The sequence below is a fragment of the Agromyces sp. GL_144 genome, from assembly GCF_057834305.1.
Map to the genome: position 1 here is coordinate 3,448,578 of NZ_CM174399.1, position 19,305 is coordinate 3,467,882.

Here is a 19,305-nt window from a genome sequence, read left to right on the forward strand (position 1 = left end):
CCACTCGACCGGCGGCCACCCGACCGACGCTCACTTGACCAGCGGGAAGAGGATCGTCTCGCGGATGCCGAGACCCGTGAGCGCCATGAGGAGTCGATCGATGCCCATGCCCATGCCGCCCGACGGCGGCATGCCGAACTCGAGGGCGCGCAGGAACTCCTCGTCGAGACGCATGGCCTCGGGGTCGCCGCCCGCGGCGAGCTTGGCCTGCTCGACGAAGCGCTCGCGCTGCACGACCGGGTCGACGAGCTCGGAATAGCCGGTGGCCAGCTCGAAGCCGCGGATGTAGAGGTCCCACTTCTCGACGACGCCCGGGATGCTGCGGTGCGCGCGCACGAGCGGCGAGGTGTCGAGCGGGAAGTCCATGACGAACGTCGGGCGCACGAGGCCGGACTTGATGTGGTGCTCCCAGAGCTCTTCGACGTACTTGCCGGGCAGCGGGTGCTCGACCTCGACGCCGACCTCGTCGGCGAGCTGCTTCAGGCGCTCGATCGGGGTCTCGGCGGTGATCTGCTCGCCGACCGCCTCGGAGAGGGTGCCGTACATCGAGATGCGGTCCCACTCGCCGCCGAGGTCGAACTCGGTGCCGTCGGCCCAGGTGACCACGTGCGAGCCGCTCGTCTCGAGCGCGGCGTCTTGGATGAGGCGCTGCGTGAGGTCGGCCATCGTGGTGTAGTCGCCGTAGGCCTCGTAGGCCTCGAGCATCGCGAACTCGGGGCTGTGCGTGGAGTCGGCGCCCTCGTTGCGGAAGTTGCGGTTGATCTCGAACACACGCTCGATGCCGCCGACGACGGCGCGCTTGAGGTACAGCTCGGGCGCGATGCGCAGGTAGAGCTCGGTGTCGAAGGCGTTCGAGTGGGTCACGAACGGGCGAGCGGATGCCCCGCCGTGCATGACCTGCAGCATGGGCGTCTCGACCTCGACGAAGCCGAGCCCCGCGAAGGTGCGGCGCAGGCTCGCGTTCGCCTTGGCGCGGTCGAGCACGTTCTTGCGCGCCTGCTCGCGGGCGATGAGGTCGAGGTAGCGGCTGCGCACCCGGGTCTCTTCGTTGAGGTCGTTGTGCAGGTTCGGCAGCGGGAGGATCGCCTTGGACGCGATCTGCCACTCGTGCACCATGATCGAGAGCTCGCCGCGGCGGCTCGTGATGACCTCGCCGGCGACGAAGACGTGGTCGCCGAGGTCGACGAGCTCCTTCCAGTCGGCGAGGGACGCCTCGCCCACCTCGGCGAGGGAGACCATCGCCTGAATGCGGCTGCCGTCGCCCGACTGCAGGGTCGCGAAGCAGAGCTTGCCGGTGTTGCGCGAGAACACGACGCGGCCGGCGAGGCCGACCTGCTCGCCGCTCGCCTCGTCGACGCCGAGGCCGACGAACCGGTCGCGCACCTGCGGAATGGTCGTGGTGATCGGCAGGCGCACCGGGTAGGCGCCGCCGCCGAGGTCGTCGGATGCCGCGATCAGGCGCTCGCGCTTGGCGAGGCGCACGGCCTTCTGCTCGGAGATCTCGGCCGCGGTGGGCTCGTCTGCGGGCTGGGCGCCGCCCGTGGGGGCGGCATCCGTCTGGGTCTCGGCCATCGTTCTCTCTCGTCGCGGGGCACGTGCCCGACCAGCCTACTCAGGCGGGGCTGGGCGGATGCTCCGCGCGTACTCCGACCAGCCGACACTCTGGCACTTTGGCACCGCTTGGCCGGCCAGCACCCCCAAACAAACCCGACACTCCGGCACCTCGGCACTCAGGCACCGCTTGGCCGGCCAGCACCCCCAAACGAACCCGACACTCCGGCACCTCGGCACTCTGGCACCGCTTGGCCGGCCAGCACCCCCAAACGAACCCGACACTTTGGCACTTTGGCACCGCATCGCGGACGTCCTCCCCCGGGGTGGCACGCGGCAAGCAGGCCACGCCGAGGGTGTCCGTCTCCGAATGCATTCGGTACTCCGGCACCCCGCTAGCGGATTCGTCGGGGAGTCTCTCATCCCGCCGCGGCCAGGCCTGCGAAGGCAGGCGAGAAGACGCCACACCCGAGACCGGCCCGAGGCCGGCGCTACGGCGCGAGCGTGACGGCGCGGTTGTCGATGAGGCGCGTCGCGCCGACCTTCGCGGCGACGAGGGCGAGCGCGGGTCCGGTCGCGTCGGCGGCGACGGGGAGGAACGTGTCGGGGTCGACGATGACGAAGTAGTCGAGCTCGACGCCGTCGTGGTCGCCGAACGCGGCGACGGCCTCGGCGAGCGCCTCGTCGACGCCCTCGTCGGCGGAATCGGCGGCCGCGGCGAGCGCCTCGGAGAGCACGAGCGCCGCCGTGCGGTCTCCCTCGTCGAGGAACCGGTTGCGGCTCGAGAGCGCGAGCCCGTCGTCTTCGCGCACGGTCGGCACCACCTCGACCTCGAGGCGAAGGTCGAGGTCGCGCACCATGCGGCGCACGAGGAACACCTGCTGGGCGTCCTTCTGCCCGAACACCACGACATCGGGCTGCGCGATCGAGAAGAGCTTCGCGACGACCGTGAGCATGCCGTCGAAATGCCCCGGCCGCGAGGCGCCCTCGTAGAGCGCTCCGACGGATCCGGCGGAGACCCGCGTGGAGCTCGGCCCACCCGGATACATCTCGGCGACGGTCGGGGCGAACACGAACTCGACGCCGAGTCCGGCGAGCGCCGCGACATCCGCCTCGAGGGTTCGGGGGTAGCGGTCGAGGTCTTCACTCGGACCGAATTGCAGGGGGTTCACGAAGATCGACACGACGACCACGTCGGCCAGTTCGCGCGCCCGCCGCACGAGCGCGAGATGGCCCTCGTGCAGTGCGCCCATGGTCGGCACGAGGGCGACGGATGCCCCCGCCCGGCGTCGCTCGTCGAGCGCGCTGCGCAGGTCGGCGATGGTGTTCACCGTGCGCACGCTCGTCGCCACGTCGCTCGTCGCCACCTCGGTCACGTGGCACCTCCCAGCGGCCGATCGTCGTCGGCCTCGTCGATCGTACTCGCCCCGTCGAGGCGCGGCCCCGGGTCGTGGCGGGCGAGCGAGTTCTCGACGGCGCTGCGCACGAGCGGCGCGAGCACCGCGCCCGGGCGCGTCACCCCGATGCCGTCGAGGAGTCCGCTCGCCTGATCGACGATCGCGCTCGAGAACGAGACGGCCGTGTCGATCGCCTCGCCGTAGGCGGCACGGTCGGCCTCGGCGACGACGAACGGCTCGCCGCCCATCTCGACGACGAGCGCCTGCCCGATGGGCAGCACCGGCCCCGGCGCGGTGACCGCGAACCAGGTTCCTGGCAGCCGGGCGAGGTCGATGCTCGTGCCCGTGAACGTCATGGCGGGGTGCACCGCGAGCGGGATGGCGCCCGCACGGCGGGCGGGGTCGAGCACGGACGTGCCGTGCCGGGCGTTCGTGTGCAGCACGAGCTGGCCCGGCTGCCAGACGCCCGCCTCGGCGAGGCCGGCGACGAGGGCCGCAAGTTCGTGCTCGGGCACGGCGAGCAGCACGAGTTCGCTGCGCTCGACGATCTGCGGAACGGTCAGCACCGGCACCGACGGCAGCATGGCCGCCGCGCGCTCGCGGCTCGCCTCTGAGACCGCGGCGATGCCCGTGAGCCCGTGCCCGGCTCCGGCGAGCGCCGAGGCGAGCACGGCCCCGACCCGACCTGCGCCGATCGTGCCGACGCCGAGACGCCCGGGCCGCTCAGTCATGCGGGGCCTCCGTCGGTCGAACGGATGCCTCGGGGCCGGCCGGGCCGGGCCCGGATGCCTCGGGGCCGGCCACCCCGTCGGACGCCGGTGCGTTCAATGCTGGCGCGTCCAACGCCGACGCCTGCGCGAGCGGCGCCGCAGCCGGCGCCCCGGCGTCCCGCGACGGCACCGCGCCCCAGTGATGGCTCTCGTCGGAGGCCGCCCAGGTCACGGCGTCGACGGCGAGCCGCTCGAACAGCTCGCGCGCCTCGGCGCTCGGGGCGACGGGGATCGCGACCTGCACGGGCCCGGCGACGGTGTGCACGCGCACGGACGACAGGTCGAGCAGGCGCCCGACCGGGCCGCGTGACAGTGCGACCGACTGCATGCGCGCGAGCGGCATGAGCACGAGCGAGCGCGTGAGCGCACCCGTGCGGAACAGCGCGACGCCGGCGTCGGCCGCCCACCCGATGCGCCGCCACGAGAACGGCCGCAGCCAGGCGGCCCGGCGAGGCGTGCCCGTGAATCCGGCGCCGGCCCCGCGACCGGTGAGGCCTGCGGCGACCAGCGGCTCGACCGCGACGGCGGCCTCGGGCAGCAGCAGGGCGAGCACGCGCCCGACGTCGGCGGCGGATCCAACGGGGAGCACGATCGTGCGCTGGTTCTGCTCGCTCGACGCGCTGACCGACTGGCCCGCGAGGTTGACCTTGATGCTCCACCAGCCGAACGGGCGCCAGAGGATCCACTGGGTCACCGAGACCGCGTGCACACGCCCCGGCGGGATCGTCTGGTTCGCCGTCGACAGCAGCCCGTAGCCGATGCGCACGCCGTCGGGCGTGCCCGCGATCGAGTACCGCAGTGACTTCGTGATGCGCGACCACAGGTAGCCGACGAGACCGATGACGGCCGGGATGAACGAGAAGATCACCCAGGTCTGCCCGTTCGCGATGCCGACCACGATGACGGCGACGAAGACGAGGATCGCGATGGTCGTTCCGCCGAGCAGCGTCGAGGCGATCACCCGCCCCACCGAGAGGTGCACGACCGATTCGGGCGGCGCGAGCGAGGGATCCAGCTCGGGTGCGAGGAACTCGTCGACCCTGCGGCCGATGACCGCCGACACCGGACCATGGGCGGATGCCGCGGCCGACGTCGTGCCCGCGGCATCGGTCGTCGTCGTGGCATCCGTCGCGATCGGGGCATCCGTCGACGCATCCGTTGCCGAGGCGCCCGGCCCGCCCTGCGTGGCCGTCTTCGATCGCTCGGCGCGCGCGCCGGAGGCCAACCGCAGGATGTCGGCGCGCAGGCCGTCGGCGAGCGCCGAGCCGAGGTAGGAGAGCTGCACGTTGCCCGACTGGCCCGCGACCGACACGTCGAGCTTCGCGGTGCCGAACAGACGCGCGAACAGGGGCCGGGCGAGGTTGACGCCCTGCACGCGGTCGAGCCGTGCCGAGCGATGCGAACGGAAGAGGATGCCGCTGCGCACCTCGACGGCCTCGTTCGTGATGCGGAACGTGTGCATGCGCCACGAGAGCCAGAACGCGACGATCACGGCGATGACGACGGCCGCGACCGCGAGCAGCGCCCAGCCGACCTGCCCGTTGACGACGATCGCGCCGACCGGGTCGTTGGCCCAGTCATTCTGCCAATCGCCGTACCCGCTGCCGAGCTCGTCGCCCATGTCGGGCACGAAGACGACGACGAACATGTCGACGATGCGCTCGCGCAGGTTCGCGATGATGAATCCGAGCACGGCGAGGAACACGAGGCCGCCGCGCAGGAGCGGGCTCGCGGGATGGAGCCGGTGCCACTCGCCGTCGGCGAGCGCGGTGACCGGCTTCGGGGCGACCGGAGCGGTCACAGGCCCGCCCGTCGGGACTCGGCCAGGGCCACGAGTTCGTCGCGCAGGCGCTCGGCGTCGTCGATGGGGAGGCCGGGCACCGAGACCGCCGTCGCGGCCGCAGCCGTGACGAACTTCAGGTCGGCGAGCCCGAGCGCCCTGGCGACCGGCCCGCGCGTGATGTCGACGAGCTGCATGCGCCCGTAGGGCACCGCGACCTGTCGCTGGAACATGATGCCGCGACGGAACAGCAGGTCGTCGTCGCGCAGGCGGTAGGCGATCGAACGCACCCGGCGCGGCTCGAACGCGATCGTGACGAGCGAGATGACGCCGATCGCGATCGCGGCCCACAGCGCCCACCACCAGTCGAGCAGGAAGTGGGCCGCCAGCAGCGCCCCGACGAAGATCACCGTGCCGACGAGCGAGCCCACCACCTCGACGATGACGTACTTCGGCGAGACCCGCCGCCATGCTTCGTCGACGGATGCCTCGACCGGCGCCTCGGGCTCGGTCGGCGTCGTGGAGACGGGCGTGTGGGAGTCGGGCGTCGGCGCCTCGGGCTCAGGCATGCGCGTGCTCTTCCTTCTCGGCATCGGGGTCGTCGGGCGGGAGCGTGCAGAAGTGCTCGGCGAGCAGGCCGCCGACGAGCAGCAGTGCCGCGCCGATGGCGGTCGCCACGGCGAGCCACACGGTCGAGGCGGGCGGCAGCACCGTGCGCGTGAGCAGGAAGGCCGTGATGCCGAGCCCGAAGCCGAGCACCACGGCCCCGCTCAGGCTGCTGGCCTTGGCGAGCACGGCGATGCGCATGGCTCGGAACGGATCGAGGTGCTTGGTCGCGTGCTGCTTGACCGCGCGGCGGATGGGCCAGGCGAGCGCCACGATGATGGCCGCGACGCCGACGAGGGTGATCGAAAGGGAGATGGGCGGCACGATGGCCTTGCCGCCCGACGACACGATGGCGAGGTCGATGAGGTAGCCGGCGGCGGCGCCCGCGATGACGGCGAACACCACGGCGCTCGGATGGGTGCGCCTCATCGGCGGGTCACCTCGTCGTGCACCTGGGCGCGGAGGTCGGCGACGCGGCCGCGGCCGGGGATCACGGCCTCGGGGTCGATGTCGAGCCAGGGCTGCAGCACGAAGGCGCGCTGCCAGGCGCGCGGGTGCGGCAGCTGCAGGCCGGTGTCGTCGATGACGAGCCCGTCGACGTCGATGAGGTCGAGGTCGAGCGTGCGATCGCCCCAGTGCGCGAGCCGCTGCCGGCCGTGCACCGCCTCGATGTCGTGCAGTTCGGCGAGCAGCTCGTGCGGCGTGTGCATGGTGGTCTCGAGCACGACGACGCCGTTGAGGTAGCCCGGCGCGTCGTGGTCGATGCCCCCGTCGGTGAGCGCGGGCGTCTCGTAGATCGGCGAGATCGCGACCAGCTCGACGCCCTCGAGCTCGGCGAGCTCGCGCAGGGCGCCGGCGATGTTCGCCTCGCGATCGCCGAGGTTCGCTCCGAACGCGATGACGGCGCGACTCATGCGCGCCCCCGCACGATCGACACCGTGACATCCGCGAAGGGCACCGTGATGGGCGCCTGCGGCTTGTGCACCGTGACGGCGACCTCGATGGCCGCCGGGAACGCGAGGGCGACCTCGGCGACCCGCTCGGCGACGGTCTCGATGAGGTCGACGGGGTCGCGCTCGACGGCCGCGACCACGGCCTCGGCGAGCTCGCCGTAGTGCACGGTCTGCGCGAGATCGTCGGCGGATGCCGCGGCGCGGAGGTCGACGACGACCGAGACGTCGATCACGAACTCTTGACCCTGCTCGCGCTCGAAGTCGAAGACGCCGTGATTGGCCTGGACCCTGAGCCCGGTCAGGGTGATGCGATCACCCGGGAGATTGCGCTGTTCAGCCACGACTTCCACTCTGCCACGCTCCGACGACGTCGAGCGCGCGGCGCGTGGCCTGCACGTCGTGCACCCGGACGCCCCAGGCGCCGGCCTGCGCCGAGAGCGCGCTGACGACCGCCGTGGGCAGGTCGCGCTCGGCCATGGCCGCGCCCTCGGGCAGCAGCGACCCGATGAACCGCTTGCGCGAGGCGCCGATGAGGATGGGGAGCCCGAGCTCGCCGAGCACGTCGAGCCGACCCAGCACCTGCCAGTTCTGCTCGCCGGTCTTGGAGAAGCCGAGGCCCGGGTCGAGGATGATGCGCTCGGGCTCCACACCGGCCGCGGTGAGCACGTCGACGCGCGCGGCGAGCTCATCGCGCACGTCGGCCGCGACGTCGGCGTACTCGGTCAGCGAGTCCATGCGGTCGGAATGCCCGCGCCAGTGCATCGCGACGTACCTCGCGCCCGTCTCGGCGACCGTCGGCACCATCGCCGCATCGGCGAGCCCGGCCGAGACGTCGTTGACGATCTCGGCGCCGGCCTCGACGGCGGCGCGGGCCGTCGCGGCACGCATGGTGTCGACGCTCACCCGGATGCCGCGCGCCGCGAGCTCGCGCACCACGGGCACGACGCGTCGCAGCTCTTCGGCCGATTCCACGCGTGCGGCGCCCGGGCGCGTGGACTCGCCGCCGACGTCGAGGATGTCGGCGCCCGCCGCGACCAGGTCGAGTCCGTGCGCGATGGCGCTCTCGGCGTCGAACCACTCGCCGCCGTCGCTGAACGAGTCGGGCGTCACGTTGATGACGCCCATGACGAGCGTCGACCGGGCGACACTCATGCCGGGCCGTTCGTGTCGGAGGTTGCGGGGGCGCCTGCCCCGGGGTCGGATGCCCCGGCGCCGGTGGCCCCCGCGGCGGGGGCGGTCGCCGCACGGCCGCCGATGAGCGCGATGATCTCCGCCCGCGCCGCGGGCTCGGACAGGGCGCCGCGGCCCACGATCGTGATGGTCGAGCTGCGCTCCTGCCTCGAGCCGCGCGTGGTCACGCAGCGGTGCTGCGCGTCGAGCACGACGAGCACGCCCTTGGGGTCGAGCCCCGCCTCGAGCGCGTCGGCGATCTCTTCGGCTAGGCGCTCCTGCAGCTGCGGACGGGCGGCGAGCGTGTCGACCACGGCCGGGATGCGCCCGAGCCCCACGACCCGGTCGCCGGGGAGGTAGGCGACGTGGGCGGTGCCGACGAACGGCAGCAGGTGATGCTCGCACACCGAACGGAACGCGAGGTCGCGCAGCACCACGGCGTCGGATGTCGCGGGCACGCCGGCCTCGGACGCCCCGATCGGCACCGCGTCGGCCAGGTGGCTCAGCGGGTCGACGGCGAGGCCCCCGAAGAAGTCGGCGTAGGCCTCGGCCACGCGCTGCGGGGTGCGCCGCAGCCCCGCGCGCTCGGGATCCTCACCGATCGCGAGGAGGATCTCGTGCACGGCGCGTTCGATGCGTTCGGTGTCGACACCGGCCATGGCGGGCCCTCTCAGGTCGGCGGTGGGGCGCCGGCGGCGGGTTACGCCGTCGCCGGGCGCGGGTTCTGTCGGGGTGCTCGCTTCGCCGCGGGCTCCTCGACCGGCTCGTCGCTCGAGTCGATGCCGCCGTCGACCGCTCCGGGATCGATCGGCATCTTGTCGGCGGGGAACGAGATCGGCGGGATGTCGGAGACGGGCCGCTTGTCGCTCGAGAGCCACAGCGGGCGCTCGGGCAGCTTCTTCACGTCGGTGAAGATCTCGGCGATCTGGTGGTGGTCCAGCGTCTCGTGCTCGAGGAGCTCGGCCGCGAGGCGGTCGAGGATGTCGCGGTTGTCGTTGAGCACCTGCCAGGCCTCGTCGTGCGCCTGCTCGATGAGCGTGCGCACCTCGCCGTCGACGCGCATCGCGATCTCTTCGGAGTAGTCGCGCTGGTGGCCCATGTCACGACCGAGGAAGACCTCGCCCTGCGCCTGGCCGAGCTTGACCGCGCCGACCGTGGCGCTCATGCCGTATTCGGTGACCATCTTTCGCGCCGTCGACGTGGCCTTCTCGATGTCGTTCGAGGCGCCGGTCGAGGGGTCGTGGAACACGATCTCTTCGGCCACGCGGCCGCCCATGGCGTAGGTGAGCTGGTCGAGCAGCTCGTTGCGGCTGATCGAGTACTTGTCTTCGAGCGGCATGACCATCGTGTAGCCGAGTGCCCGGCCGCGCGGGAGGATCGTGATCTTCGTGACGGGGTCGGTGTAGTTCATCGCCGCCGCCGCGAGTGCGTGTCCGCCCTCGTGGTAGGCCGTGATGAGCTTCTCCTTGTCTTTCATGACGCGGCTGCGACGCTGCGGACCGGCGATGACGCGGTCGACCGCCTCGTCGAGGGCGCGGTTGTCGATGAGCTGGGCATTGCTGCGCGCGGTCAGCAGCGCGGCCTCGTTGAGCACGTTCGCCAGGTCGGCGCCGGTGAAGCCGGGCGTCTTGCGGGCGAGCACCTCGAGGTCGACGCCGTTGGCGAGCGGCTTGCCCTTGGCGTGCACCTCGAGGATGCGCTGGCGGCCCTTGAGGTCGGGCGCGTCGACGCCGATCTGGCGGTCGAAGCGACCGGGTCGCAGCAGTGCGGGGTCGAGGATGTCGGGGCGGTTGGTCGCCGCGATGAGGATGACGTTCGTCTTGGGGTCGAAGCCGTCCATCTCGACGAGGAGCTGGTTCAGCGTCTGCTCGCGCTCGTCGTGGCCGCCGCCCATGCCGGCACCGCGGTGGCGGCCGACGGCGTCGATCTCGTCGATGAAGATGATGGCGGGCGCGTTCTGCTTGGCCTGGTCGAACAGGTCGCGCACGCGGGATGCGCCGACGCCGACGAACATCTCGACGAAGTCGGAACCCGAGATCGAGTAGAACGGCACGCCGGCCTCACCCGCGACGGCGCGGGCGAGCAGGGTCTTGCCGGTGCCGGGAGGGCCGTAGAGCAGCACGCCCTTGGGGATGCGCGCGCCGACCGCCTGGAACTTCGCGGGCTCCTTGAGGAAGTCCTTGATCTCTTCGAGCTCTTCGATCGCCTCGTTGGATCCGGCGACGTCGTCGAAGGTGACCTTGGGGCTCTCCTTCGTGACGAGCTTCGCCTTGGACTTGCCGAACTGCATGACCTTGTTGCCGCCGCCCTGCATGCCAGAGAGCATGATCCAGAAGAAGAGGCCGATGAGCACGAGCGGCAGGAGGATGCCGAGCATCGAGAGGAACCAGTTGGGCTGGGGCACCTCGTCGTTGTAGCCGTTCTTCGGGTTCGCCTCGTCGACCGCGGCGACCACGTCGGCGCCGCGGGGCGTCACGTAGTAGAACTGCACCTGCTCGCCGAACTCCTCGTCGGCCTTGGTGAGGGTGAGGTCGACGCGGTTCTCGCCGTCGACGATCTTCGCCTCGGACACCTTGCCGTCCTGCAGGAACTCGAGACCCTGCTGCGTCGACACCTCCTTGAAACCGGAGGCGGTGATCAGGCTCGATCCGATCCAGACGGCGACGATCGCCAGCAGGATGTAGATGATCGGCCCGCGCAGGATCTTCTTCATGTTCATGGTGTTGACAGGCTACCCCGCGCCCGCCGACCGTCAGCCGAATGTTCGCTGTGGGCCGACGACCGCGCCCGCCGGAGGCCAGGCGCCCAGGTCGGACGCCCGGGCTCAGGAGTAGACGTGCGGTGCGAGGATCGCGACGTCGCGGAGGTTGCGGTAGCGCTCGGCGAAGTCGAGGCCGTAGCCGACGACGAACTGGTTCGGGATGTCGAACCCGAGGTACTTGACCTCGACGTCGACCTTCGCGGCGTCGGGCTTGCGCAGCAGCGCGCAGATCTCGACGGATGCCGCGCCGCGGGACTCGAGGTTCTCGAGCAGCCACGACAGGGTGAGGCCGGAGTCGATGATGTCTTCGGCGATGAGCACGTGCCGACCGGTGAGGTCGGTGTCGAGGTCCTTCAGGATCTTCACGACGCCAGAGGACTTCGTGCCGGCGCCGTAGCTCGAGACGGCCATCCAGTCCATGCTGATGTGCGAGCGGAGTTCGCGTGCGAGGTCGGCCATGACCATGACGGCGCCCTTCAGCACGCCGACGAGCAGCAGGTCCTTCCCGTCGTAGTCGGCCTCGATGCGACGCGCGAGTTCGGCGAGCTTCGCGTGGATCTCGGCCTCGGTGACGAGCACTTCGGTGAGGTCGGCTTCGATCTCGTTCGCGTACATGGCTGCTCCTCCTGTGGGTGCGATCGGGGCACGTCGGCCGTGGGTGCGCGGCGAACGGATGCCACGAGCCTAATCGCCTCCGCCGGTCGAGCCGCGAGCGAAGCGAGCGCATCGAGACCCGCAGCTGCCCGTCAGTGGTCGTGCGGCAGCACCTCGGTCGATCCCGTCGTGGAGAACACGACGTGCCGCCCGGACCGCGTGACCCGCACCCCGTCGGGCAGCTCGAGCGGGCCCTGGCCGTGCCAGTCGGTCACGAGGCGCGCGACCTCGAGCGTCTGCACGCGCGACAGCGAGACGCCGAACTCGCTGCCCACGACATGCCGGATGATGCGTTGCCGCAGCGCCGCCGGGTTCGCCGCGAGCGCGCCGACCGAGATCGCGATGCCCGCCTCGGCCGGCTCGCAGATCTCCTCGATGAACTCCTCGATCTGCGCCTCGAACGCGTCGTCGTCTTCGCGCAGCTGCTCGGCCGTGCGCACGAGCGCCTCGGCGATGCCCGGACCGAGCTCGGCCTCGAGCACCGGGAGCACCCGCTCGCGCACGCGCACGCGCGCATAGGAGGGGTCGGCGTTGTGCGGGTCGTCCCACGGCTCCAGTCCGGCATCGAGGCAGGCCTGCCTGGTCGTGGCGCGACGGATGCCGAGCAGCGGCCGCGCGTAGCGCCCCGAGCGCGCCGGCATGCCCGAGAGGCTCGCCGCCCCCGAGCCGCGGGCGAGCCCGAGCAGCACCGTCTCGGCCTGATCGTCGAGCGTGTGCCCGAGCAGCACGCACGAGGCATCCGTCGCCCGCGCAGCCTCGTCGAGCGCGGCGTACCTGGCCTGCCGAGCGGATGCCTCGGGGCCGCCCTCGCCCGCGACCTCGACGCGGCGCACCAGCACGGGGTCGAGCCCGAGCCCGCGCGCCTGGGCGGCCGCGCGCTCGGCGACCTCGGCCGAGCCGGCCTGCAGGCCGTGGTCGACGATCACGGCGCCGGCGCGCAGCCCCGCCCTCGGCGCCTCGAACGCCGTGGCCGCGGCGAGCGCGAGCGAATCCCCTCCGCCCGACAGCGCCACGAGCACGAGCGGCGCGACGTCGCCGGATGGGGCGGGCAGCACCGCCCGCACGGCTCGGCGCACGTCGGCGATCGCCGGGGTCAACCGCGGGCGACGGGCTCCGGATGCCTCGGCGCCGACGGCGCCCGAAGGCTCGGTCGCGGCATCCGTCGACTCGTCGGGTTCGGTTGCAGAGGGCATCAAGTAACCTTATTCCGCCGATCGCGACAGGGCAGAGGCCCGTGCCGGCGCACGCTTCAGACCGTGCTTCCACAACCAAGGAGAACCCACATGGGCGAGTACGCCGCCGTCATCGAGATCCCCAAGGGGAGCCGCAACAAGTTCGAGGTCGACCACGAGACGGGCCGGGTGTTCCTCGACCGCGTGCTCTACACGACCTTCGTGTACCCGACCGACTACGGCTACTTCGAGAACACCCTCGGCCTCGACGGCGACCCCGTCGACGTGCTCGTGCTGCTCGACTACCCGCTCTACCCGGGCGTGGGCGTCAAGGTGCGCCCGGTCGGCGTCTTCAACATGACCGACGACGGCGGCAGCGATGCCAAGGTCATCGCGGTGCCCGCGGGCGACCCCCGCTGGAACCACATCCAAGACGTCGACTCGATCCCCGAGTTCACGCGCAAGGAGATCGAGCACTTCTTCGAGCACTACAAGGACCTCGAGCCCGGCAAGTGGGTCAAGACCGAGGGCTGGGGCGACGCCGCAGAGGCCGAGGCGATCATCCAGGCCGGCATCGAGGCGTTCCCGGGTCACTGATCGGGGCATGAACCGAGCGGATGCCGCGGGCATCCGCTTCTGCCGAAGGGGCGGGCCGTGCGGCTCGCCCCTTTCGCGTGCCCGCCGGTCGAGCAGGCGCGCCAGCGCCGTATCGACACCCGCGAACGTCAGCGCGGGGTCTCGATACGCGTCGCCACTCGACCGACGGCTCAGCCGGCGGGCCGGGCGGCCGCCGCGGGCGAACCCCAGATGAAGTAGTCGCGCACGGGCACGCCCTCGCGCGGCGCCTCGAGGATGCGCCCGCCGCCGAGGTAGAGGGCCACGTGGTAGTAGTCGCCGCCACCGCCCCAGAAGAGCAGGTCGCCGCGCTGGATCTGCGAGAGCGGCACCGCCTTGCCGCGCGCGGCGAGCGTGTAGTACTGGTTCGTCGCCGAATGGGTGCCGATGCCGATGCCCGCGTAGCCGTAGGCCGCCTGCGTCAGGCCCGAGCAGTCCCAGACGTCGGGGCCGGCGCCGCCGAGCACGTAGGGCTCGCCGAGCTGCTGGCTCGCGAACCAGATCGCGGCCTCCACGGCGCCCGCGTTCGGCGGTGCGGGGGCGGGCGGGGGCGCGGGCGTGCCGCCGCCTCCGCCGCCACCGCCGTCGCCTCCGCCCGAGCCGCCGGAGTCAGACCCGCCGCCGCCATTGCTCTCGTTCTCGGCGGCCGCCGCGGCCTCCGCTGCCGCGGCAGCCGCTGCCGCCTCGGCTGCCGCACGCGCCGCGGCCGCCGCCTCGGCGGCCTCGCGGGCCTGCCCCTCTGCACGTTCGCGCTCGAGCTTCGCCGTCGTGCCCTGCAGGCTCGCGAGCTGCGCGTAGAGCTCCTCCGACCGCTGCTGCTGGGTCGCCACAGCCGCGTTCGCGGCGGCGGCGGCCGTGGCGGCCTCGTCGGCACGGGTCTGGGCGAGCGCCGCGAGACGATCACGTTCGGCTGCGGCATCCGCCGCCTGCTCGCGCAGCGACTCGGCCGTGTTGCGGTCGGCCGTCGCCTGCTCGTAGACCTCGTTCGCCTGCGCGCCGAGGCGGTCGGCCATGCCGAGCTGCTGCAGCAGCCCGGTCGCCTTCTCGCCCGAGAAGACGAGCTCGGCCGAGAGGTCGTTGCCCGCCGTCTTCGCGAGGTGCGCGGCGAGCAGTCCCGCGCGCATCTTCGAGATCTCGGCGACCGCATCCGCTTCGTCGGCCTGCTTGCCGAGGCGCTGCTCGCGCTCGGCGGCCTTGTCGCGTTCGTCGACGGCGACCCGCCAGGCCTCATCGGCGCGCATGGAGGCCTCGGCCGCGGCATCCGCTGCCGTCTGGAGCCCCGCGAGCAGTTGGCCGACCCGATCGATCTCGGCCTGCTTGGTCTGCTCGTTCTGCTTGGCCTGTTCGATGTCGCTCCACGACGGGTAGTCGGGATCGGCCATGGCCGGCCCGCCCGCCGCGACGACGGATGCCGTGACCGCGCCGATCGCGACCGTGGAGAACACGGTCGCGGGCTTCACGCGCGACAGCGGCCTGGTGCGATTGTCAACCAAGGTTCACTCCCCGTTCCGCCATGAAGGGGATCGGATCGATGCGTCCACCCCCGATGAAGACCTCGAAATGCAGGTGGCAGCCCGTGGAGGCGCCGGTCGTGCCGCTCGCGGCGATGTTCTGGCCCGCCTCGACCCACTGGCCGGTGCCGACGAACGTGCCGCCGTCGCGGATGTGCGCGTAGCCCGTCCAGACACCGCCGCCGTGGTCGATCTGCACGTAGTTGCCGTAGGTGCCCGACCAGCCGGCGTAGCGCACGACGCCGCTGTTCGCCGCGAAGATCGGGGCGTCGCAACCGGTGCCGAGGTCGACCGCGTAGTGGAAGCTGTTCGAGCAGCCGCCCGAGGTGCAGATCGACGCGCGCGGGCCGAAATCACCCGTGATGTAGCCCCAGGCGGGCAGCGCCCAGCCCGAGCTCGCGATCGTTCCGGGAGAGCCCTGGCTCAGCGCCTCTTGACGGCGGCGCTCCTCCTCCTTGCGGCGGCGCTCCTCCTCTTCCTTGCGCTTGCGCTCGCCCTCCTCGTAGGCCGCGGTCGTCTTGGCCTCGGTGTCCTTGAGGAACTTCAGCTGCTGGTCGAGCTCGATCTTCTTCGCCTGCGACTCGGCGAGCGCCGCCTCCGCGGCCGCTTGCGCCTCCTGCGCCGCGACGAGCGCCTCCTCGGCCGCGATGCGGAGCCGTTCGCGTTCGCCCCTGGCGACCTCGGCCTGGCCCGCGAGCGCGGTCGCCGCATTGGCCTTCTGGCTGGCCTCGTCGTAGATGGCCGAGGTGCGCTCGACCATCTTCTCCATGTTGCCGAGCTTGCCGAGCAGCGCCTCGGTCGACGCCGTATCGCCCGCGTCGAGGAACAGGTTGACGCCGACGTCGGCCGTGCCAGAGCGGTAGAGCTGCGCGGCAACCTGCCCGGCGTTCTCTTCGGCGGCCGTGGCCTCGGCGGCGGCGGCATCGGCCTGCGCCTGGATCTGGTCCGCACGCAGCACGGCGTCGTCGTACTCCTGCTGCGCGACCATGAGCTCGTCGGTGCGCCGCTCGGCCTCGGCGCGCGTCGCGGCCACGTTGTCCTCGAGCTGCGCGATGAGCCCCGTGATCTCTTTCACGGCCGCCGCGCCGGCCTCGGTGTTGGCCTTGGCCGCCTGCAGCTCGTCCCACGTCGGATAGTCGGCCGCCCAGGCCGCCTGCGGCGCACTGCCGGTCTGCACGACCCCGAACAGCGCGACGGCGACCACCGCCAGCGACGCGATGACGCGTCGGGTCCTGGCGGGCGATGTGCGCGTGGTGGTGCGTGTCATGAGTCCTCGTGCAGGCGTGCTCGGCCCGGTGCTCCTCGATCTTCCATGCAGGGTGGCAGGCTCACCCTAGGCGCGGGTTCGGGCGCCATTCCGGCAATTCCGGGGCGTGTGGCGGATGCCGCGACCGGGCGTTCGTGGCGCGCGGCCGGGTTGTTCGTGGCGCGCGGCGTGCGTGCTGCGGGGTCATTCGGTGCGTGTTCGGGGCGTGTTCGGGGCTCGTTCCGCGCTCGTTTTGCCAATGCGCCGATTGGCACGTATGCTTGCTTCTCGGCGGTCATGCCCCAGGCAAGACCTCCGGCCCCATCGTTTAGTGGCCTAGGACACCGCCCTTTCACGGCGGCAGCACGGGTTCGAATCCCGTTGGGGTCACTCCACGAAGGTCAAGTACAATTCATAACTGAAGAACACCTCGGGTGCGCAAGCTCCCAATCGAGGCCCTGTAGCGCAGTTGGTTAGCGTGCCGCCCTGTCACGGCGGAGGTCGCGGGTTCAAGTCCCGTCAGGGTCGCTCAGGCGACAAGCCCTTTCCCTTACGAGAGAAGGGGCTTTCTCCTTATTCGAGGCCGAGTTCGATGCGAATCGAGCGGATGCCTCGAGGCTCTGTAGCTCAGTTGGTAGAGCGTTCGACTGAAAATCGAAAGGTCACCGGATCGATGCCGGTCGGAGCCACCATCAAAACCCCCGGGTAACCGGGGGTTTTCTTGTTTCAGCGGGCGATTCCGCCGGGGCGCTCGCGAGGCTGTGCCATTAATGTGCCATTAAGGTCGGCAGGGGCCTGCCGTCTGGTTCGTTTCGGTGGTTCGGCGGCCGCGCTCTTGAGCGCGTCGTTCAGGGCCGCGCCGGCGCGAAGGGCGACACCCTCTCGGGCACGCGAGTAGCGCTCGGTCACCTGCAGACTCGAGTGCCCGAGCGTCGCCTGCACGTCGGGGGCGCTGGCGCCGGCATCGAACAGAATGGTCGCGAACGTGTGCCGAAGGTCGTGGATGCGCAGGTCGGGTCGGCCGATCGCCTCGCGCAGCGTTTCCCAGTCGGCCCCGCGGCGCGCGTTGTGATTCGTGAGCCGTCCGCCGTCGGGTCCGGCGAACAGAAGGTCGCTTGATTGCTTGCCACGGGCGGCAGCTTCGGCGTACGGACGGAGCGCGTCGATCAGCGGGACGTCGCGGGACTTGTGGCTCTTCGGCGACTGCTCGATCAGCTCGCCGCGCTGGCCAGGGCTCAGCGATCGACTGACGCGGATGATGCCACGCTTGAAGTCGACGTCGCCGACGCGCAGCGCCGTCGCCTCCCCCGCCCGCATGCCCGTGTAGACGAGCGCCGCGAGGTAGCCGCGGTAGGCGCCTTCAGGAACGAGATCGAGCAGCGTCTGAATCTGGTCGAGCGTGAGCGCCCGCGAGACCGGCGAGATCGAGTCGCGCATGCTCGGTCGCTTGACCTCGCGGGCCGGATTGTAGTCGATGAAACGCGAGCGACGGGCACCGTCGAGCAAGCGCGAGAGCACCGCGAGCGCGTCGTTCTTCGCGGATGCGCCGCCCGACCACCCCACCATCGCCGACTCGATCATCGGCGAGGTGATGTCTTCAAGCCGGTGCCGGCCGAGGCTCGGCTTCACCCGGAGCCGCCAGGCGACGCCGTAGCTGCGCCCGGTCGCCGGGCGGATGGACGACGCGATCGCCGGCCAGTACTTCTCGTGCCATTGCTCGAGGGTCATCGACCCGTTCGGGTTGCGGCCGGCGACGGCCTTTGCGAGCTCGCGCTTGGCCTCGGCGAGGGTGAGGAACGTGCGCGACCGTTCGGCCGCTCCCCCGTCGACGCTCGGGCCGACGACGCGGATCTGGTACCGCTGCCGGTCGGCGCGCCAGCGGATGCCCTCGGGAAGCGGCCGACCCGTGCGCGGATCAACGCGGCTCGGGGTATCGCGGTTGGGCCGACCGGCCATCAGTGCTCCGTGCCGCCCCGGGCGAGCAGGTCGTCGATCGTGTCGGCGCTCCAGAGCAGGTGCTTGCCCATACGGGCGTCGGGCTCGGGGATGAGTCCGTCGTGGCGCAGCTTGTCGAAGCTCGAGACCGGGATACGGCATCGCTCCGCCGCTTCGACTCGGCTCAGATATTCGGCCCTCAGCGCGACGTCGACCATGATGCACCCCTTCGGCTGATCAGCGCAGTGTTGGCATCTCGTGCATGCCAGCGTAAGCGCGGCTATTTGCAAGTATCTGAGAATAACACTGCTACGCGTGTTTCGGCAAGTACCTGAGTTGAGTGGTTAGACTCGACCCATGCCCGCCTCGACACCCCGCCCTGGTGACCAGTCCTACGACGGCCCGCTTGTCGCCGACGACTTGCCCGAAGGCTGGTACCTGCCCAGCCGGTTCCCCGGCGAGCGCGACGACGACGCGAGCGAGCAGATCGATGCCGTTCTCGGCTACGACGACTACGGCGCGCCGGCGGACTCCGACCAGAACGAGACCACCGGCGGTCGCTGGCGGTACCTCGAGCATGAGGCCACGCACACCCGCGTGATGATCCGGCTGCAGCGCCAGCTCTTCGCCGTGCCCGAGGAGATCCGCATCACCGGCGTGATCTACCTCCCCTGGCGCCCGGGCGACCCGATCACGAGCCAGCTCCTGCGCGAGCTGCCGACGGCTCGCATCGAGGCCGCGATCAACAAGCGCCTCTTCGCGATGAAGCGCACCGAGACGATCACGGGCGGCAAGATCGTGCTGCCGTCAGGCCGGAAGGTCAGCGAACGGGATCTGCTCAAGCCTCTCGGCGACCCGAAGAAGAACTCGGACTTCTACGAGATGGTCGCCTTGCAACACGGCCGGCTTACGCAGCAGGGCGACGCGAACCCGAGCTCGACGATGGCGCAGGTCAACGGGGTGGCCCTCTCCACCGCTCAGGGTTGGATCACGAAGGCCCGCGACCGCGGGCTTCTGCCGCCCGGCAGGCGGGGCCGCGCGGGATGACATCCGGCGAACTGGGTGTGAGGTGGCAATTTGGACAGTGACGCGGAAGGGGTGGTCCGCATTGCGAGTGCTGCCCTCGAGCGCGTTCCTCGAATTAGGCCATGCCTTCGAAAGTGATCGGACGGGCATGCGCCGTT

General features: G+C 71.2%; 19 protein-coding genes and 3 tRNA genes. 5 read left to right on the top strand and 17 right to left on the bottom strand.

The window, feature by feature from the left end; genetic code table 11:
• Nucleotides 1-30: 30 nt before the first annotated feature.
• From lysS to tilS, 13 genes are all read right to left on the bottom strand, one after another.
• Nucleotides 31-1,572 carry a lysine--tRNA ligase gene (gene lysS / locus AC3IPY_RS15860; RefSeq protein WP_489185227.1) on the bottom strand — a complete coding sequence of 514 codons (1,542 nt, stop codon included), beginning with the start codon at nt 1,570-1,572 and terminating at the stop codon, nt 31-33.
• Between the two features lie 470 nt (nt 1,573-2,042).
• Entirely contained in the window at nt 2,043-2,927 is an 885-nt protein-coding gene (gene panC / locus AC3IPY_RS15865; protein ID WP_489185228.1) for a pantoate--beta-alanine ligase, read from the bottom strand.
• Nucleotides 2,924-3,679 carry a Rossmann-like and DUF2520 domain-containing protein gene (locus tag AC3IPY_RS15870; protein ID WP_489185229.1) on the bottom strand — a complete coding sequence of 252 codons (756 nt, stop codon included), beginning with the start codon at nt 3,677-3,679 and terminating at the stop codon, nt 2,924-2,926. Before AC3IPY_RS15870 ends, panC begins: the two co-directional genes overlap by 4 nt.
• Entirely contained in the window at nt 3,672-5,519 is a 1,848-nt protein-coding gene (locus AC3IPY_RS15875; RefSeq protein ID WP_489185230.1) for a PH domain-containing protein, read from the bottom strand. The genes AC3IPY_RS15870 and AC3IPY_RS15875 overlap by 8 nt, the downstream gene beginning before the upstream one ends.
• Nucleotides 5,516-6,067: a PH domain-containing protein gene (locus AC3IPY_RS15880; RefSeq protein WP_489185231.1), complete on the bottom strand. Its 552-nt coding sequence runs from the start codon at nt 6,065-6,067 to the stop codon at nt 5,516-5,518. Before AC3IPY_RS15880 ends, AC3IPY_RS15875 begins: the two co-directional genes overlap by 4 nt.
• Nucleotides 6,060-6,533, bottom strand: coding sequence for a DUF3180 domain-containing protein (locus AC3IPY_RS15885; protein WP_489185232.1), 474 nt, complete (start codon nt 6,531-6,533; stop codon nt 6,060-6,062). Before AC3IPY_RS15885 ends, AC3IPY_RS15880 begins: the two co-directional genes overlap by 8 nt.
• Nucleotides 6,530-7,018: a 2-amino-4-hydroxy-6-hydroxymethyldihydropteridine diphosphokinase gene (gene folK / locus AC3IPY_RS15890; RefSeq protein WP_489185233.1), complete on the bottom strand. Its 489-nt coding sequence runs from the start codon at nt 7,016-7,018 to the stop codon at nt 6,530-6,532. The genes AC3IPY_RS15885 and folK overlap by 4 nt, the downstream gene beginning before the upstream one ends.
• Complete coding sequence (gene folB / locus AC3IPY_RS15895; RefSeq protein WP_489185234.1) at nt 7,015-7,398, bottom strand: dihydroneopterin aldolase; 384 nt, start codon at nt 7,396-7,398, stop codon at nt 7,015-7,017. The genes folK and folB overlap by 4 nt, the downstream gene beginning before the upstream one ends.
• Nucleotides 7,391-8,209, bottom strand: coding sequence for a dihydropteroate synthase (gene folP / locus AC3IPY_RS15900; RefSeq protein ID WP_489185235.1), 819 nt, complete (start codon nt 8,207-8,209; stop codon nt 7,391-7,393). The genes folB and folP overlap by 8 nt, the downstream gene beginning before the upstream one ends.
• Entirely contained in the window at nt 8,206-8,886 is a 681-nt protein-coding gene (folE, locus tag AC3IPY_RS15905; RefSeq protein ID WP_489185236.1) for a GTP cyclohydrolase I, read from the bottom strand. The genes folP and folE overlap by 4 nt, the downstream gene beginning before the upstream one ends.
• 41 nt (nt 8,887-8,927) lie before the next feature.
• Nucleotides 8,928-10,946, bottom strand: a complete 2,019-nt coding sequence (gene ftsH / locus AC3IPY_RS15910; RefSeq protein ID WP_489185237.1) for an ATP-dependent zinc metalloprotease FtsH — start codon at nt 10,944-10,946, stop codon at nt 8,928-8,930.
• 105 nt (nt 10,947-11,051) lie between these two features.
• Nucleotides 11,052-11,603: a hypoxanthine phosphoribosyltransferase gene (gene hpt, locus AC3IPY_RS15915; protein ID WP_489185238.1), complete on the bottom strand. Its 552-nt coding sequence runs from the start codon at nt 11,601-11,603 to the stop codon at nt 11,052-11,054.
• Nucleotides 11,604-11,734: 131 nt separating this feature from the next.
• Nucleotides 11,735-12,835, bottom strand: a complete 1,101-nt coding sequence (gene tilS / locus AC3IPY_RS15920; RefSeq protein ID WP_489185239.1) for a tRNA lysidine(34) synthetase TilS — start codon at nt 12,833-12,835, stop codon at nt 11,735-11,737.
• A 90-nt stretch (nt 12,836-12,925) separates the two neighbouring features.
• Between tilS and ppa the strand changes: the two genes are divergently transcribed.
• The gene (gene ppa, locus AC3IPY_RS15925) at nt 12,926-13,411 is read left to right on the top strand and encodes an inorganic diphosphatase (protein ID WP_067879181.1); all 486 of its coding nucleotides are present in this window, start codon (nt 12,926-12,928) and stop codon (nt 13,409-13,411) included.
• A 170-nt stretch (nt 13,412-13,581) separates the two neighbouring features.
• Here ppa and AC3IPY_RS15930 read toward each other — a convergent pair whose 3' ends face one another.
• Nucleotides 13,582-14,922 (bottom strand): C40 family peptidase, encoded by a 1,341-nt coding sequence (locus tag AC3IPY_RS15930; protein WP_489185240.1) that lies wholly within the window; start codon nt 14,920-14,922, stop codon nt 13,582-13,584.
• Complete coding sequence (locus tag AC3IPY_RS15935; protein ID WP_489185241.1) at nt 14,915-16,207, bottom strand: peptidoglycan DD-metalloendopeptidase family protein; 1,293 nt, start codon at nt 16,205-16,207, stop codon at nt 14,915-14,917. The genes AC3IPY_RS15930 and AC3IPY_RS15935 overlap by 8 nt, the downstream gene beginning before the upstream one ends.
• A gap of 296 nt (nt 16,208-16,503) precedes the next feature.
• On the opposite strand from AC3IPY_RS15935, the gene AC3IPY_RS15940 reads away from it, so the two are divergent.
• The 3 genes from AC3IPY_RS15940 (at nt 16,504) to AC3IPY_RS15950 (ending at nt 16,878) form a co-directional block, all read left to right on the top strand.
• Nucleotides 16,504-16,576: transfer RNA gene (locus tag AC3IPY_RS15940), tRNA-Glu, on the top strand.
• 64 nt (nt 16,577-16,640) lie between these two features.
• A tRNA-Asp gene (locus AC3IPY_RS15945) sits at nt 16,641-16,714 on the top strand.
• A gap of 88 nt (nt 16,715-16,802) precedes the next feature.
• Nucleotides 16,803-16,878, top strand: a tRNA-Phe gene (locus AC3IPY_RS15950).
• A gap of 34 nt (nt 16,879-16,912) precedes the next feature.
• Here the strand turns inward: AC3IPY_RS15950 and AC3IPY_RS15955 are convergent.
• Nucleotides 16,913-18,142 (bottom strand): tyrosine-type recombinase/integrase, encoded by a 1,230-nt coding sequence (locus tag AC3IPY_RS15955; RefSeq protein WP_489185242.1) that lies wholly within the window; start codon nt 18,140-18,142, stop codon nt 16,913-16,915.
• The gene (locus AC3IPY_RS15960) at nt 18,142-18,339 is read right to left on the bottom strand and encodes a hypothetical protein (protein WP_489185243.1); all 198 of its coding nucleotides are present in this window, start codon (nt 18,337-18,339) and stop codon (nt 18,142-18,144) included. The genes AC3IPY_RS15955 and AC3IPY_RS15960 overlap by 1 nt, the downstream gene beginning before the upstream one ends.
• A 139-nt stretch (nt 18,340-18,478) precedes the next feature.
• On the opposite strand from AC3IPY_RS15960, the gene AC3IPY_RS15965 reads away from it, so the two are divergent.
• On the top strand, nt 18,479-19,168 hold the full coding sequence (locus tag AC3IPY_RS15965) for a hypothetical protein (protein ID WP_489185244.1): 690 nt from the start codon (nt 18,479-18,481) through the stop codon (nt 19,166-19,168).
• Nucleotides 19,169-19,305: the final 137 nt, after the last annotated feature.